General features: G+C 61.3%; 12 protein-coding genes. 6 read left to right on the top strand and 6 right to left on the bottom strand.

Going from position 1 to position 13,200, the window contains the following annotated elements; all coding sequences use genetic code 11:
* Positions 1 to 24: 24 nt before the first annotated feature.
* On the bottom strand, positions 25 to 978 hold the full coding sequence (locus ABIT12_RS04330; RefSeq protein WP_348042199.1) for a sensor domain-containing diguanylate cyclase: 954 nt from the start codon (positions 976 to 978) through the stop codon (positions 25 to 27).
* A gap of 368 nt (positions 979 to 1,346) precedes the next feature.
* Positions 1,347 to 2,246 (bottom strand): LysR family transcriptional regulator, encoded by a 900-nt coding sequence (locus ABIT12_RS04325; RefSeq protein ID WP_348042198.1) that lies wholly within the window; start codon positions 2,244 to 2,246, stop codon positions 1,347 to 1,349.
* Between the two features lie 117 nt (positions 2,247 to 2,363).
* Between ABIT12_RS04325 and ABIT12_RS04320 the strand changes: the two genes are divergently transcribed.
* The 3 genes from ABIT12_RS04320 (at position 2,364) to ABIT12_RS04310 (ending at position 4,608) form a co-directional block, all read left to right on the top strand.
* Positions 2,364 to 3,242, top strand: coding sequence for an NmrA/HSCARG family protein (locus ABIT12_RS04320; protein WP_348042197.1), 879 nt, complete (start codon positions 2,364 to 2,366; stop codon positions 3,240 to 3,242).
* 36 nt (positions 3,243 to 3,278) lie between these two features.
* The gene (locus ABIT12_RS04315; RefSeq protein WP_348042196.1) at positions 3,279 to 4,226 is read left to right on the top strand and encodes an alpha/beta hydrolase; all 948 of its coding nucleotides are present in this window, start codon (positions 3,279 to 3,281) and stop codon (positions 4,224 to 4,226) included.
* Between the two features lie 118 nt (positions 4,227 to 4,344).
* Positions 4,345 to 4,608 (top strand): hypothetical protein, encoded by a 264-nt coding sequence (locus tag ABIT12_RS04310; protein WP_348042195.1) that lies wholly within the window; start codon positions 4,345 to 4,347, stop codon positions 4,606 to 4,608.
* Positions 4,609 to 4,788: 180 nt separating this feature from the next.
* Here ABIT12_RS04310 and ABIT12_RS04305 read toward each other — a convergent pair whose 3' ends face one another.
* Positions 4,789 to 5,196, bottom strand: coding sequence for a hypothetical protein (locus tag ABIT12_RS04305; protein WP_348042194.1), 408 nt, complete (start codon positions 5,194 to 5,196; stop codon positions 4,789 to 4,791).
* Between the two features lie 16 nt (positions 5,197 to 5,212).
* A complete protein-coding gene (locus tag ABIT12_RS04300; RefSeq protein ID WP_348042193.1) occupies positions 5,213 to 6,184 on the bottom strand; it encodes an SDR family NAD(P)-dependent oxidoreductase in 972 nt (323 codons plus the stop codon).
* Between the two features lie 63 nt (positions 6,185 to 6,247).
* Here ABIT12_RS04300 and ABIT12_RS04295 point away from each other — a divergent pair, with 63 nt between their 5' ends.
* Positions 6,248 to 6,826: a TetR/AcrR family transcriptional regulator gene (locus tag ABIT12_RS04295; RefSeq protein ID WP_348042192.1), complete on the top strand. Its 579-nt coding sequence runs from the start codon at positions 6,248 to 6,250 to the stop codon at positions 6,824 to 6,826.
* 240 nt (positions 6,827 to 7,066) lie between these two features.
* Here the strand turns inward: ABIT12_RS04295 and ABIT12_RS04290 are convergent, their stop codons facing one another.
* The gene (locus ABIT12_RS04290) at positions 7,067 to 7,900 is read right to left on the bottom strand and encodes an alpha/beta hydrolase (protein WP_348063296.1); all 834 of its coding nucleotides are present in this window, start codon (positions 7,898 to 7,900) and stop codon (positions 7,067 to 7,069) included.
* A gap of 423 nt (positions 7,901 to 8,323) precedes the next feature.
* Positions 8,324 to 10,858: a PAS-domain containing protein gene (locus tag ABIT12_RS04285; protein WP_348042190.1), complete on the bottom strand. Its 2,535-nt coding sequence runs from the start codon at positions 10,856 to 10,858 to the stop codon at positions 8,324 to 8,326.
* A 687-nt stretch (positions 10,859 to 11,545) separates the two neighbouring features.
* Here ABIT12_RS04285 and ABIT12_RS04280 point away from each other — a divergent pair.
* A complete protein-coding gene (locus ABIT12_RS04280; RefSeq protein WP_348042189.1) occupies positions 11,546 to 12,730 on the top strand; it encodes an ROK family protein in 1,185 nt (394 codons plus the stop codon).
* A gap of 112 nt (positions 12,731 to 12,842) precedes the next feature.
* Positions 12,843 to 13,200 (top strand): twin-arginine translocation signal domain-containing protein (locus ABIT12_RS04275; RefSeq protein ID WP_348042188.1); only part of this gene is annotated, 358 nt, incomplete at its 3' end.

Genomic DNA, 13,200 nt, shown 5'->3' with positions numbered 1-13,200 from the left:
CAGGCGGCACCGAACCGGCCAGCGCTAGCCGGCGTTCCGCACCGCGTTGCGTCCAGAGGCCTTGGCCTCGTAAAGCGCCTGATCGGCGCGCGACAGCAGCTTGTCGAAATTCCCGTCACTTTCGCAAAACTGCGCCACCCCCAGCGAGATGGTAAATTTGAGCGTGCAATCGGGCAGCTTGATTTCGAGCTTCTGGACGGCGCGCCGGAAGCGCTCTGCCACAACCTCGGCCTGGGCTGCGGTCAGCCCCGGCAGCAGCATCAGGAATTCTTCGCCACCGATGCGGGCAAACAGCGCCGAATCTGTCCCGTCGATGGTTGGCATATAGTCAAAGGCCAGCCGCGCCAGCCGCTTGAGCGCCGTATCGCCGACGCCATGCCCATAGGTGTCGTTGACGCGTTTGAAATGATCGATATCCAGCATCACCACGCTGAGCGGCACCGTGCTTTTGGTATCGGCGGACGTGTACAGCGCCGCCTCGTAAAGCGCATGCCGCCGGTTATAGGCCCCGGTCAACTCGTCGGTAATCGTGAGTTGTCGCAGCGAGGTCTCCGCCCGCTTCTGCTCGGTAATATCCTGCATCAGGATTTGAATGACCGGATTTCCGTCCCACGGCAGCCGGCCCGAGATCAGTTTGATCAGCCGGTGGCTGCCATCGGGACGTTGCAGGACGCTTTCATTCTCGAACGTGGTTCCGCCACCGCTGAACGAGCCGCTGAGTTGTGCAGAAACGCCATCGATATCGGTTGACCGGATATAGTCGAGGATGTGGTGGCCAACCACCTGGCCCTTGTCGACCTCGAGCAGCCGGCAGGCCTCGCGATTGGCGAACAGCACGCCTTGTTCGGTGTGAATCAGCAGACCGATCGGCATCACATCCAGCATCGAACCCAGCTGATTTTGCGTATCGATCAGCGAACGCTGCGTGAGTTTTGCCGCATCAAGTGCGCCAGTATCGTCGAAACCAAAATCGTCCATTAGGAATTCCCTGGGACGAGCACGCCTGCCCGACAATAACGTCTTATATTGAAGATAGCAGGCCCCCGGTAAATGAACAGTTCCGGCGCATCGGCGGTCGGTAATCTGACGGCCGATGCACCAGATCGTGGTGCGACGCTGTTGGTCCGCAGAGCGGCGACTAGTCCGTAACCGTCCTGACGCGAATGGCGAGGTGGGGCTCAGTCTTTGCCTTTGACTGGTCTTTGAAGAGACCACTTGCCGATTGCTTAGGCAGCAGGCCATTCCGCAGGGTCTCTGGCGCGACTAAACCTGGATGCGCCAGTAGGGCATGCCTTAAAATGGTTGTGGCTCAGAACGCGAGGATTGCGAGGCAACCTCGTTGCCGCTCACAATGACGGCGCGACGAAGAGCTTCTCCGGAAACGCATTCTCGACCAGGTCGAGGAATGCGCGGACCTTGGCGCCGATCAGGCGGCGTGAACTCTGCAAGGCCCAAATCTCGACGGGCGGACCGGCATGCGTTCCCCAATAGGCAAGCCTGCCGGCCTCAATGTCGTCGGCAACGAGGAGCTTGGGCAGCAAGGCCGCGCCGGCGCCCGCCAGCACGGCATCGCGGACCATAAGGAGCGAAGACAGGCGTATGACCGGCTCCGGCCGCAGGACGATGTCCGCCCCCGCCCCGGAGCTCACTCGCCAGATCGCCCCCGGCGCTGTTGCAGAAAGCAGGACAGCTTTCACCGAAAACCCGTCTCTATTAATGCCCGACGTGGGGCGCGGCATGCCGGGTGGCGCGACGATCAGGCGTTCATCGTTGAGGAAACGGCGACCGACAAGGCGTTCATCCGGCGAAGGGTCGATGCGGATGATCAGATCATAGCCATCTTCAACCGGATCGACCTTGCGGTCCTCGGCAACGATCTCGAGCTGGACTTCCGGATAGGCCAGAGCAAATCGGGCGCCGATCCGGGGCAGCGCGACATGTGCGAAAACGACTGGCGCACTGACTCGCAGCCTGCCTCTCGGCGTCGACGCTCCAAGAACCACCGCCTCTCCGGCTTCGGCGATCTCACTCAGCAGCCCGTGTGTGCGCTGATGAAGCCCCCGTCCTTCATCGGTCAATCGCAGGCTCTGGGACCCGCGCTCGATGAGCCGCACGCCAAGGCTCTGTTCGAGTTCGGCGACCCGCCGCGACAGCGTGGCTTTCGAACGGCCGGAGACGCGGGCAGCGCGGCCAAACCCACCATGAGCAGCGACGAGGTCGAAGTCGGACAGAGCCTGAAGGTCCATCAGAGTGTTCCGTATTTGAGACGCACGATCTCGATACTGGCATCTTCTAAACGATAATGAAACGGCTATCTTCGTCCTCAAGAGATGCAACCCGCATCAATCGAAGGAGATTTCGACATGACCATTCTCGTTACCGGCAGCACAGGAACCATTGGGGCACAGGTCCTGGCCCACCTGCAAAATCGCCACGTCGATGTCCGCGCCTTGACGCGCTCACCCGAGACTGCACAGTTTCCCGCCGGCGTGACGGCGGTCCGCGGCGATCTCGCCGATCCGGATTCGGTGCGCGCGGCGCTGCAGGGCGTCAGCACACTGTTCCTGCTCGCCCCCAATGTTGCCGATGAACTGACCCAGACCATGCTGACGCTGACCGTCGCCCGCGAGGCCGGCGTCAAGGGCGTGGTCTATCTCTCGGTGTTTGGCGGCGACGCCTATGCCGACGTGCCACATTTTGCCGGCAAGTACACGGTCGAGCGCATGATCGAGGCACTCGACCTGCCGGCGACCATTTTGCGGCCCGCCTACTTCATCCAGAACGATCTTCGCCAGAAGGACGGGCTGCTGAAGGGCGGCGTCTATGGTTCGCCGATCGGCGACAAAGGCATCTCGATGGTCGATGTCCGCGACATTGGCGAGGCCGCCGCGATCGAGCTGGTTCGCCGTGAGCAGGCACCGACGCCGCTCGCCCGCGAGACCTACGCCCTGGTTGGCCCGGACAGCCTGACCGGCGAGGGGATCGCCACCATCTGGAGCGAAGCCCTCGGCCGCCCGATCCGCCATGGTGGCGACGATCTTGTCATCATGGAGCAGCGCACCAAGACTATGCTGCCCGCCTGGCATGCGCTGGACCTGCGCCTGATGTTCGGCCGCTATCAGACCGAAGGCGCGGTGGCGTCCGCTGACGACATCGAGCGCCTGACCAAACTGCTCGGCCACGCCCCGCGCTCCTATGCCGCCTTTGCCAGGGATGCCGCCGCCCAGTGGGCGAAAAGCTGAACCCCACTTTACCCACCTCAACACAGGAGACCTGCCATGATCACGATCCAGCCCCTCTCGCCTCAAGATGCTCCCGCGGTCGCCGCGATGCGGCAGGCCACGGCGGCCCATAAGGGCGACAAGCTCGGCCCGGAGGCCCGGCCGATGTTCGACGGTATGTTTGCCGCAACGCCCGCTGCGGCGGATGTCCGGGTCGAGGCCGCGACGGTCGGCGGCATTTCGGGCTTCTGGGTTCGGCCGGCAGGGGCACGACCGGGCGTCCGCGTGCTCTATATTCACGGCGGCGGCTACGTGCTCGGTTCAGCGCAGTCGTTTACCAGCTTTGTGGGCCAGATTGCCATGCGCGCCGGCGCCGATGCTTTCATTCCTGATTACCGGCTAGCGCCAGAACATCCCTACCCGGCAGCGATCGACGACGCGGTTGCCTCCTATCACGGCCTGGTCGCTGAGGGCGCAGAACGGATCGTCGTGGTGGGCGACTCGGCGGGCGGCGGCCTCACTCTGGCGCTGCTGTCGATCCTTGCCGCCGACAAGAGAAGCGGCGTGGTTCAACCAGCCGGTGCAGCGGTCATGTCGCCGCTAACCGATCTGGCGCTCGCCGGCGAGAGCTTCCAGACCCGGGCCGAGGCAGACCCGATCTTCACGCGCGACGTGCTCAAGGCCTTTTCCGACATGTACCTGCAAGGCCAGGATGCGACGCTTCCCAAGGCATCGCCGCTTTATGCTCAACTCAACGGCCTGCCACCGATCCGCATCGATGTCGGTGACAACGAAGTGCTGCTCTCTGATTCCGTCCGCTATGCAGAAAAGGCGCAAGCAGCAGGCGTGGAGATCACGCTATCGGTTTGGGAGGGCATGGCGCATGTCTTCCAGTCCTCCCTCGGCCAGTTTGTGGCGTCCGAGCAGTCCGTAAACGCCATCGGGGAATTCCTGCGCCAGCGGCTCGATGACGCCGCCCCCGCCAACGCAATCAAAGGAGCTTGATTATGACACGTGTATTGTTTGTTGGGCAGAAGCCGGAAACCGTCGACTTTTCCGATCCCTCCCTGCCACCGGGCTTCGATGCTGAAAAAATCCAGGCATCAACATCGCGGAAACGGCCATGACCGAGCGCGGTTGGGCCGCCGACATCTGCATGATCGCTCCCGATGACACCGGCATCGCAGCATTGGCCGCGCAGCTCGCAAGGGTAGCTTATGATTGCGTCGTGATCGGTGGCGGCCTGCGCCTCCCACCCAAGGGGTTGCCGTTCTTCGAGCGGGTCGTAAACGCCATCCACCAGGGCGCACCAAAGGCGGCCATCGCGTTTAACACCCGTCCCCAGGATACGGCGGAGGCCGCGGCAAGGTGGGTCGGCATGGACTGAGAACCTGGCAGGGTGTGGGGACCACCAGTCCTGGCTGGCGACACGTGCCGACGAGCTTGCCGCGCCGTGGCGGGCGCGCAAGTCGCCATGGTCGTCGCGGCCAGGAAGGCTATTCAGCCAGGGTTGCATCGGCTCCTTGATCGTCAGCGAGCGAAGCCGATGCTGGCGGAACAAGGGCGCCTAAGCCGGCGAGTCATATGTGCCGGGGCTGTTGGGCGTGGCGCGCCACTCGGGTTGACGTTCGGGATTCGCCTCGGCGAGCGCGCTACGAACCCCCTGGACGCCATAGTCCTTGAGATAGCCCGGGGAACCCGGTTGCTGACGCCAGGATTCGGCGATCGTGCCGCCGTCCACGGCGTCGAAACCGATCCAGTCGATCAGCGCCATGGCCTTGGACTCGGTCCCGATGTCATCGCCCGCCACCGCCAGAGCGATACGGTCCGCGGAGCCCGCCGCCTCGGCGCCCGGTTGAAGATGGGTCGCTTCTATCGTGTTGAAGGCTTTGATGAGCTGTTGCATATCAGGGGTGGCCAGCTTCCGATCACGGCCATATTGCCGTGGCGTACAACCCTTGAAGCGGGCCTTCAATGGCTAAGGTTCTAGATTAGTCGCCTATGAGGTCGGTCGATACCTTCCACAGCCGTTCCGCGATCGCGGGGTCAAGGGCCCATTGTTTGACGCCGTGGGGATGCTGAGCGAGGTCTGCGTCATTCGGCACCGTGTACGCTTCGCGGCAGTCGTCGAGATAGTGCCCCCCGGTGTGGGCGAATTCGGGTGCGACTGCAGCGGCAAGACTTGTGGCAGCGCCCTGCTCGATCGTCTTGTATCTGAAAACGCCGGCTGCCGCGGCAGCATCAAGCGACTCTCTCTGTTTGGGCGAAAAGTTGCGCTGGAGCCCGGTTGCGACGCCGCCGGGATTGACCGCATTTGAAACGATCCCGTCGGATGCCCACCGCCGTGTCGCTTCGACGGCGAAGAGCGAGTTCGCGGTCTTCGACTGTGCGTAGGCGATCTGAGGGTCGTAGGGGCGACGCTCGAAATGGAGATCATCGAAATCGACCCCAGATCGCATGTGAGCTGTCGAGCTAAGCGAAACGATCCTAGCCTCGCCGCGCTCTTCGGCGCCGCTTGCAAGGGCATCGTGAAGCCCGATGGCGAGGCCGAAATGGCCGAGATGGTTGGTCGCGAACTGCAGCTCCCATCCTTCCGCAGTGCGTTCGAGGCCGCTGGTAACCAGACCGGCATTGTTGATCAGGAGGTGAAGCGAGCCGCTCCATCCATGGATAAAGTCGGTAACAGATTTTCTATTGGCGAGGTCGAGCCAAACGACGCGAGGCCCGATTGAGCCGGTCGATCGCCTGATCTGCTCAGCCGCAGCGTTGCCCGCATCGATGTTGCGCACAGCCAAGGTCACCTCGGCACCGGCTCCGGTCAGGGCACGGGCCGTTTCGGTGCCTATTCCGGAGGAGGAGCCTGTGACGATTGCGAGCAAGCCCCGCAGGTCGATACCACGCACCACGTCATCGGCGGTACTGGTGGCATTGAAGGACGTCGTGATCAGGTTGGAAGAGGTCATTTCTTAACTAGGCAGACTGTACCTATCTTGTAAAGTATGTTCTTCTCATCTAGCCTTTCGATCATGACAAGCGAGATTCGACAGGGGACACAAACCACCATCAGCAGTGATCGCCGCGTTGCTGTTTTAGAGTCGGCGCTCGGTACGTTTGCTCGGTTCGGCTATCGGAAGACATCAATGGAAGCGGTCGCTCAGGCGGCACGCATCTCCCGACCCGGCCTCTACTTTCTGTTCGCCTCGAAGGAAGATCTCTTTCGGGCCGCAGTGGCGCGAGCTCTAGAAGAGGACATCAATGAAGTAGAGCGGATCCTGGGTCGGTCCAACCTTCCAATTCGCGACCGACTGCTGGATGCCTTCGGACAATGGGCCGGCCGCTATGTCGGCCCGGTGACCAGGGAGATCGCTGCGTTGATCGATGAGAACCCCGATTTGCTCGGGGAGCTTGTCGAAGCGTTACCGCGTCGTTTCGCGGAGCTAGTCACCAGCGCGATCGCCGCAGGTGCAAAAGAGCCCGATAAGAAGATTGCTGCCCCCCTCGCACAGACCATGATCAGCACATCTATCGGGATCAAATATCAGGTCAGTAGCCGGGCCGAATATTTACAGCGCCTCGCACTCGCTATCGATCTGCTGCTCCGCTGAGACTCTCTGGCGATGGAACAGCAGCTCTAGGTAGAGCCGCCTCTGACCACGACGCCTAAGTCTGCTCTTGGGTGGTCTCAATCGGGGAACAACACCCTTGCCGCATGCATTGGTCGACACGAGATCGGGATGGATCGAACGATCGAGGCCAAACGCATGCTTCTTATGGTCGGGGTTCGTCAGGCAAGAATGCGCCGGCTGGCCCCAGCCAAAATAAGGAACCGCCCTGACATCCGCCAATCAGCTCGCCTGGTCGACGTCACTCATGAACGCCAGCATTGTCGAAGCAAGGGCAACAGGGGCCTCCATAGCGACATAGTGACCGGTGTCTGAGATCATCTGGGTCTTCAGCTTGCCCGGCACGGCCGGCGCAAATGACTTGGCAGTAAAATCGGAACCCTGCCGGTCGATTGCCAGCGCCGGCATCGCCAGCGGACGAGCGGCGACCAGAGCCGCATAGTGTTCTGCCTCACGCAGGTTGCTGTTGTAGATGATCTGTGCGCCGTTCCAGCCGCCAGCTCTTTCATAGCCACGGATGAATTCGGCGATATCGCTGGCTCCTATGGCGGTCGAGGTTGTCATGGGCGGCGTGAAAATAAACTCGGTCAGCAGTTCCGTCTCGCGGCCCTTGAAGAAGCGTCCGGCAGCACCCTGCTTTGCCAGAGTGCCAAAATACCAGGCGAGCGTCGGGTGGCTCAATTTTTCTAGCCCAAAACCAGGCAGGCTAGTCTCCACGGCAATGAAACTCAGCACGTCTTCCGGGCGAGTCGCCGCCAGACGAAAAGCAAGCGGACCAGAAAAATCCTGAGCTGCCAGATGGACTGGACCAAGACCAAGGTGACCGATGAGCGCATGCAGGTCTTCAACCATGGTGGCAGTGGTGTCGCCGGGGTGAGCGGTGTCGGATGCCCCAAAGCCGCGAAGATCCACGGCAAGGACACGGTGAGATTTCGCCAATATTGCAATGACCTTGTGAAAGGCCCACCAGGTTTCGGGCCATCCATGCACCAACAGGATCGGTGTTCCCGCAAGGCCGGCGGAAACGTAGTGCAGATTGGTGCCATTGAGCGCCACGGTATGGTGGGCGATGCCGGGAGTGGGAGCGAGTGTCATGAACAAGGACCTACAGACAACTTGATTGTCCAATTGAAATAGACACCCAGGTTGTCGATGTCAATGAAATAGACACATTGGTTGTCTTTTTCTGTCGAGTGCGGTGGCTGGGGCTATGACCAGAAAAGGCGCCGACCTCGCATTGCTGCTTCTTGATGGCGTCCGGCAAGACTAGTCGAGAAACGCCAGCTTTTGGTATGCGCATTCGTTGTCACCAAGGGCCTAAATGGCCTCGAGAGCTGCCAAGGGGCCAGTGGGCATTCGTCGCGACAACGGGCTCAACCCAATGACGGGCCGATACTCCGCTAATTCGCGACCCAAAATGCGCCAGATGGCCTGACGACGGACAGCTTCGAGCTCACGAGTGCCGGTGGGCCTTATCCGCTAGCCGAGCTTCCGCTGCCGCGTGGTTAAGGCGCCCCCATTGCCAAACAAGGCGTTGACGCTGCTTGCTGGTAGCGGAGGCGAAAAGAGGAAGCCTTGGGCCTCATCACAGCCCTCCTCGCGTATGGCAGCGAGTTGCTCTTCTGTTTCGATACCCTCGGCAGTGGTCGACATGCCAAGGCTCCTGCCCAGCCCAATCACCGCCTTGATGATGGCCATCGAATCTTTTTGCTCGCCCACGTCCTTCATAAAGGAACGGTCGATCTTGATCTTGTCGAAGGGGAAGCTGCGCAGATAGCTCAGCGAGGAATAACCGGTGCCGAAATCGTCCATCGAGATGCGCACGCCCAGCTCGCGAAACCGATGCAGAGTCTGAAGCGTGAGTTCGGTATCGGCGAGCAGGAGCGATTCCGTGATTTCAAGTTCGAGGCGGTTTGCTGGCAGGCTGGCATCGTTCAAGGCGGAGACCACCTGGTCTACCAGACCGCGATTCTTGAACTGAACCGGGGAGAGATTGACTGCGACGCGGACATAATCGGGCCAGGCGGTCGCAGCCTTGCAGGCCTCCCGCAATACCCATTCCCCAATAGCGGTGATGACACCGGTTTCCTCGGCGACCGGGATGAATTCCATCGGCGAGATCAGACCGCGCTCCGGATGATCCCAGCGTAACAGCGCCTCGAGGCAGCAAATCCGGTTCTGTTCAAGATCCATCAGCGGCTGGTACACCAGCCGGAACTCGCCACGGGCGAGCGCTACCTTGAGGCCCTGTTCCAACATACGCCGGTGTTGCAGCGCCTCGTCCATGCCCTTCTCGAAGAAGTGGTAGTTGCCGCGCCCCTCGCTTTTGGCGCGGTAAAGCGCTGTATCGGCGTTTCTGAGCAGGGTTTCGGCATTCTGCCCGTCGCCCGGTGCCATGGCGATGCCAACGCTGGTGCCGATCACGACCTGGTGGCCGCCGGCCTGCATCGGCTCGGCCACCAACTTGACGATCCGGCTGGCAAGAGCGGCCGCGTGCATCGGGTTTTCCAACTTGTGCACCAGGATGGCGAATTCGTCACCACCCAGGCGGGCAACGATATCAGTGTCGCGGCAGACCTGCTGCAGACGCTTGCCCACATTGACCAGCACTTCGTCACCGGTCGCATGGCCCAGCGTATCGTTGATGGCCTTGAAATGGTCGAGATCAAGGCAGAGCACCGCGACTGCTTCGTTGCGCTGGATTCGCGTCTCGAGCTTGTCCATCTCCTCGCGGAAGAGGGCGCGGTTGGGCAGGTCGGTGAGGGCATCGTGCCGTGCCAGATGCTGCACGCGTGCTTCGATCTTGCGCTGCTCGGTGATGTCTTCGTGGGTGCTGACCCAGCCGCCGTCGGCCATGGGGTGATGGTGGACGCAGATAGCGCGCCCGTCCTCGAATTCGACGACCTCTTTGGCATGGGTTGCGCCGACGACGAGTTGCTTGCGGCTGGCCATATAGGCCTCGCGGCCGCCAACCGGCACGATGCCGTGCGCCAGCCGATGGGCGAGAATTTCCGACAGCGTGGTGCCGGGCGCCGTCAGTTCGCGCGGCAGGTGGTAGATGGCGGCATAGGGCTCGTTGCAGATCACCAGGCGCTCCTGCCGGTCGAACATGCAGAGGCCCTGGCTCATATTGTTGACGGCGGCATCGAAGCGCAGGTTCTGCAGCGCCAGTTCGCGCTCGCGGGTTTCAAGCGCGGCGACGCGTTGGACCTCGTCGGTCACGTCATAGTGGGTCGCCACCCAGCCGCCGTCGGCCATGGGTTCATGATGAATGGAGATGAGCTTGCCATTGGCGAGTTCGACCAGGACGGTCCGCGATTCCTCGCCCTCCTGCAACTGCCAGTGTTGCGCCATGAAACTCTGGGCGCCGTTGACCGGACGCATGCCATGCTCAGAGCGGTAATTGACGATATCGATGTGGCGCGCGCCGGTGCGGGCCAACTCCGGCGGCAGGTTGTAGAGTTCGATATAGGTCTGGTTGCAGATGACCAAGCGCTCATCCGCGTCGAACATACACAGGCCCTGCCGCATATTGTCGACGGCTGCCCTGAACCGGAGGTTCTGGGTGTCGAGCGATTTCTCGCGCTGGTCCGCGATCCGTTGCTGCTCGACCTCCTCGGTCACATCCTCATGAGTCACCATCCAGCCCAGGCCGGGCCTGCAGATATGAGTCGTCTTGACGACCCGGCCGCGGATTGGCTTTTGTGAGCGCAGCGGAATGGCCGGATTGGAGCATTGATCCTGACGTTGCAGATAGAGAGCGTGCAGGGTTTCTACTGTCATATCGGGATGGTTGCCGAGTTCGACGGTCAACTTGCAGATGTCGAGCAGGGACATCCCGACCCTTACACGCTCGGATGGAAAGCGATACATGTCGAGATAATGCTGATTAAATAAGATCAGCCGCCTATCCTCACTCCAGATGGAAAAGCCATAGGGCATGCTCGCAAGCGCGGCGGTGAGCAGCGGATCGCCAGCAGGGAAAGTTTGAGACGGAAGCGGTTTGTGCTGCATGGGCTGCACGATCCGGACTGGTTCAATGAAACGAACAGCATCTCACGACTGGCGTTAATTCCCGTTTAACGTTTGTTATTTGAATTGCATTGATCAGCCAGCCGCCATACCCGCGCTCAACCTTTCGCAGAAAACGAGTTAGCAATATCCATGAGGTCCTGAAAGGTGAGGGCGCTAATTGACCAGTACAACAAGCTTGGCGGCGCGTCGGGGTAGTACGGCAGTGGAACCCATGAACCGAAACGGCGATCTGTTGGGCACATGAATTCGCGCAAAGGACTGGTGCTCTTCCGCCCACTCGCTTTGGCCATCATGCTAGCCCCGCGGCCCCACAATCATGGGCGTTTATGTGCCATCACGCTGGACAATTCTGACGTTGCACGCATTGCTGTTCCCATCAATTACGCCCGGACCAAGTCCGGGTTTTGCCTCGGTGCGGCGGCAGCCGACCCCATTCCTGTCGTTCGGAGCCGATCCTGGAATTCTCGAAAGCTGCCGTTCGTCGGTCCATAACGACCGCATCTTGCGCCCCCCGAAGCCGGCACAAAGCACGGCTATCGACCGGCCACTTGAGTTGCATTCAGCCCTCAGCGTCGAGCGTCTTCAGAAAAAGGCGGACTCAGGTTCCGTTCTGGTCTATGCCGTCGCTCGTTGCCGGGCAGCCGGCCCTCACACACTGGTCCGTACATGAAGCGCCAGCCCACGACATCCAGCCTTCTGCGCCGACTGAACCGATCGGCGGTCGTCGACGTGATCCGGACGGAAGGAGTGGCATCACCTTCGAGCCTTGCCGCGCGATTGAACATCAGCATTCCGACCGTGATGCGAGTGATCGAAGATCTGATTGCCGAGGATCTGGTGGCATATGACGGGTTTGACGAGGCCAGTGTCCGGGGACGCCCTCGTGCACGCGTCAAGTTCCGCGGCGCATCGCATGCCATTATCGGCATTGAAGCGGGCAAGGGTGAATTCTACGGTGCGGTCGCAAATCTGGAAGGCGTCGTGCAGACCGAGATGCACGAGACGGCCGACGATGATGGCGAACGCAATCTTCAAAAGATCACCTCCCTTGTCGAGCGGCTAATGCGGGCGCCACGTCCGGCTGGCCAAACAATTCGCGGCATCGGCATCGGTGTTCCCTCGATCGTCAAACAGCCCGCTGGCGAAGTCGTGCTCACCCTGGGCCTTGGATGGCGCGACTTTCCGCTTCGGAAATTGCTGAGCGAGAAATTCGATGTGCCGGTCTTTGTCGAGAACGGGCGCAACCTGGCCGCCGTGGGCGAATGGGGATTCGGGGCCGGGCGTGGCGCCGACAGCGTCGTGAGCCTCTCGATCGGGCCCGGTGCCGGCGCGGGCGTCGTGATCGACGGCAAGCTTTATGGCGGGCACTCGCATGCAGCGGGCGAGCTCGGCTGGTATCTCGATGACCCCCACCTCACCGGGCGGCCGTTCGAACATCTGGGCGATAAGCAATCGCTGCGCTTTTTCGGCATCCCCGAACAGGCGACCAAGATGCTTGAAGAGGCCAACACGCAGTATGCGGCGGGGAAGCTCACCCTGGCTGCCGTCACCGACCGGCAGGCGGGCAAAATCGCGCCAGTCGTGGCCGAACTGCTCGACTATGCGACGATGGCGGTGGGCAGTGTTGCTGCGTTCATGAATCCCGAGATCATCGTCCTGGCGGGCCGGATCGTGGGCGGCGGTGATCTGGTGCTCGATGTGCTGCGGCATCGCCTCAAGGGCAATGTGTACGACCCGCCACGCCTCGTGATAGGCGCGCTGGGGCACCGCGACATCGTGCTTGGAGCGGTGCGCCTGGTGCTCGATGCGACAACGCTCAACCCTGCCGACAGCCTCGTGATGGCCGACTAAAGTTCAATCGATCGCGATTGACAGCAACTCAATGTCAGTATTAAGTTTCTAACTGAAAGAAAAAATGCGCCTTGCATCGTGCGAGAGCGTATCTTTCGAGGGGAGGACTTCAATGACGAAGAGTTTCAATCCGCTTGGGCGGACGATGGAGCGCCGTGACTTCTTGAAAGTTGCGGGTGCAAGCGTTGCGTTAGCGGCCCTGCCGGCGGCAGTTCGCGGTGCCGACCCAGTCAAGGTGGTGCTGTGGTCGTGGGTGCCGGATCTCCAGCTTCAGGTGGACATGTTCAACGCCGCGCATCCGGGCATCCAGATCGAACTCGTCAATGCCGGCCAGGGCGACCCGGAGTATCAGGCGGTCCGTGCGGGCCTGCAGGCGGGCAGCGGCCTGCCCGACGTCGTCCAAATCGAATTCCAGCACCTCGAGAGCTTCCGCCAGCTCGACGCCTTCGCCGACATCGGCGAGTGGGCAA

The sequence above is a fragment of the Devosia sp. genome, assembly GCF_039927955.1.
In the GTDB taxonomy this organism is placed as follows: Bacteria; Pseudomonadota; Alphaproteobacteria; order Rhizobiales; family Devosiaceae; genus Devosia.
Note: the sequence above shows the minus strand (reverse complement) of the source record. Positions and strands in the feature narration are given on the sequence as shown.

Excerpts from the sequence above, each read along its gene's own strand:
- ABIT12_RS04330 (WP_348042199.1), bottom strand. The coding sequence starts at position 978 with ATGGACGATTTTGGTTTCGACGATACTGGCGCACTTGATGCGGCAAAA.
- ABIT12_RS04325 (WP_348042198.1), bottom strand. The coding sequence starts at position 2,246 with ATGGACCTTCAGGCTCTGTCCGACTTCGACCTCGTCGCTGCTCATGGT.
- ABIT12_RS04320 (WP_348042197.1), top strand. The coding sequence starts at position 2,364 with ATGACCATTCTCGTTACCGGCAGCACAGGAACCATTGGGGCACAGGTC.
- ABIT12_RS04315 (WP_348042196.1), top strand. The coding sequence starts at position 3,279 with ATGATCACGATCCAGCCCCTCTCGCCTCAAGATGCTCCCGCGGTCGCC.
- ABIT12_RS04310 (WP_348042195.1), top strand. The coding sequence starts at position 4,345 with ATGACCGAGCGCGGTTGGGCCGCCGACATCTGCATGATCGCTCCCGAT.
- ABIT12_RS04300 (WP_348042193.1), bottom strand. The coding sequence starts at position 6,184 with ATGACCTCTTCCAACCTGATCACGACGTCCTTCAATGCCACCAGTACC.
- ABIT12_RS04295 (WP_348042192.1), top strand. The coding sequence starts at position 6,248 with ATGACAAGCGAGATTCGACAGGGGACACAAACCACCATCAGCAGTGAT.
- ABIT12_RS04285 (WP_348042190.1), bottom strand. The coding sequence starts at position 10,858 with ATGCAGCACAAACCGCTTCCGTCTCAAACTTTCCCTGCTGGCGATCCG.
- ABIT12_RS04280 (WP_348042189.1), top strand. The coding sequence starts at position 11,546 with ATGAAGCGCCAGCCCACGACATCCAGCCTTCTGCGCCGACTGAACCGA.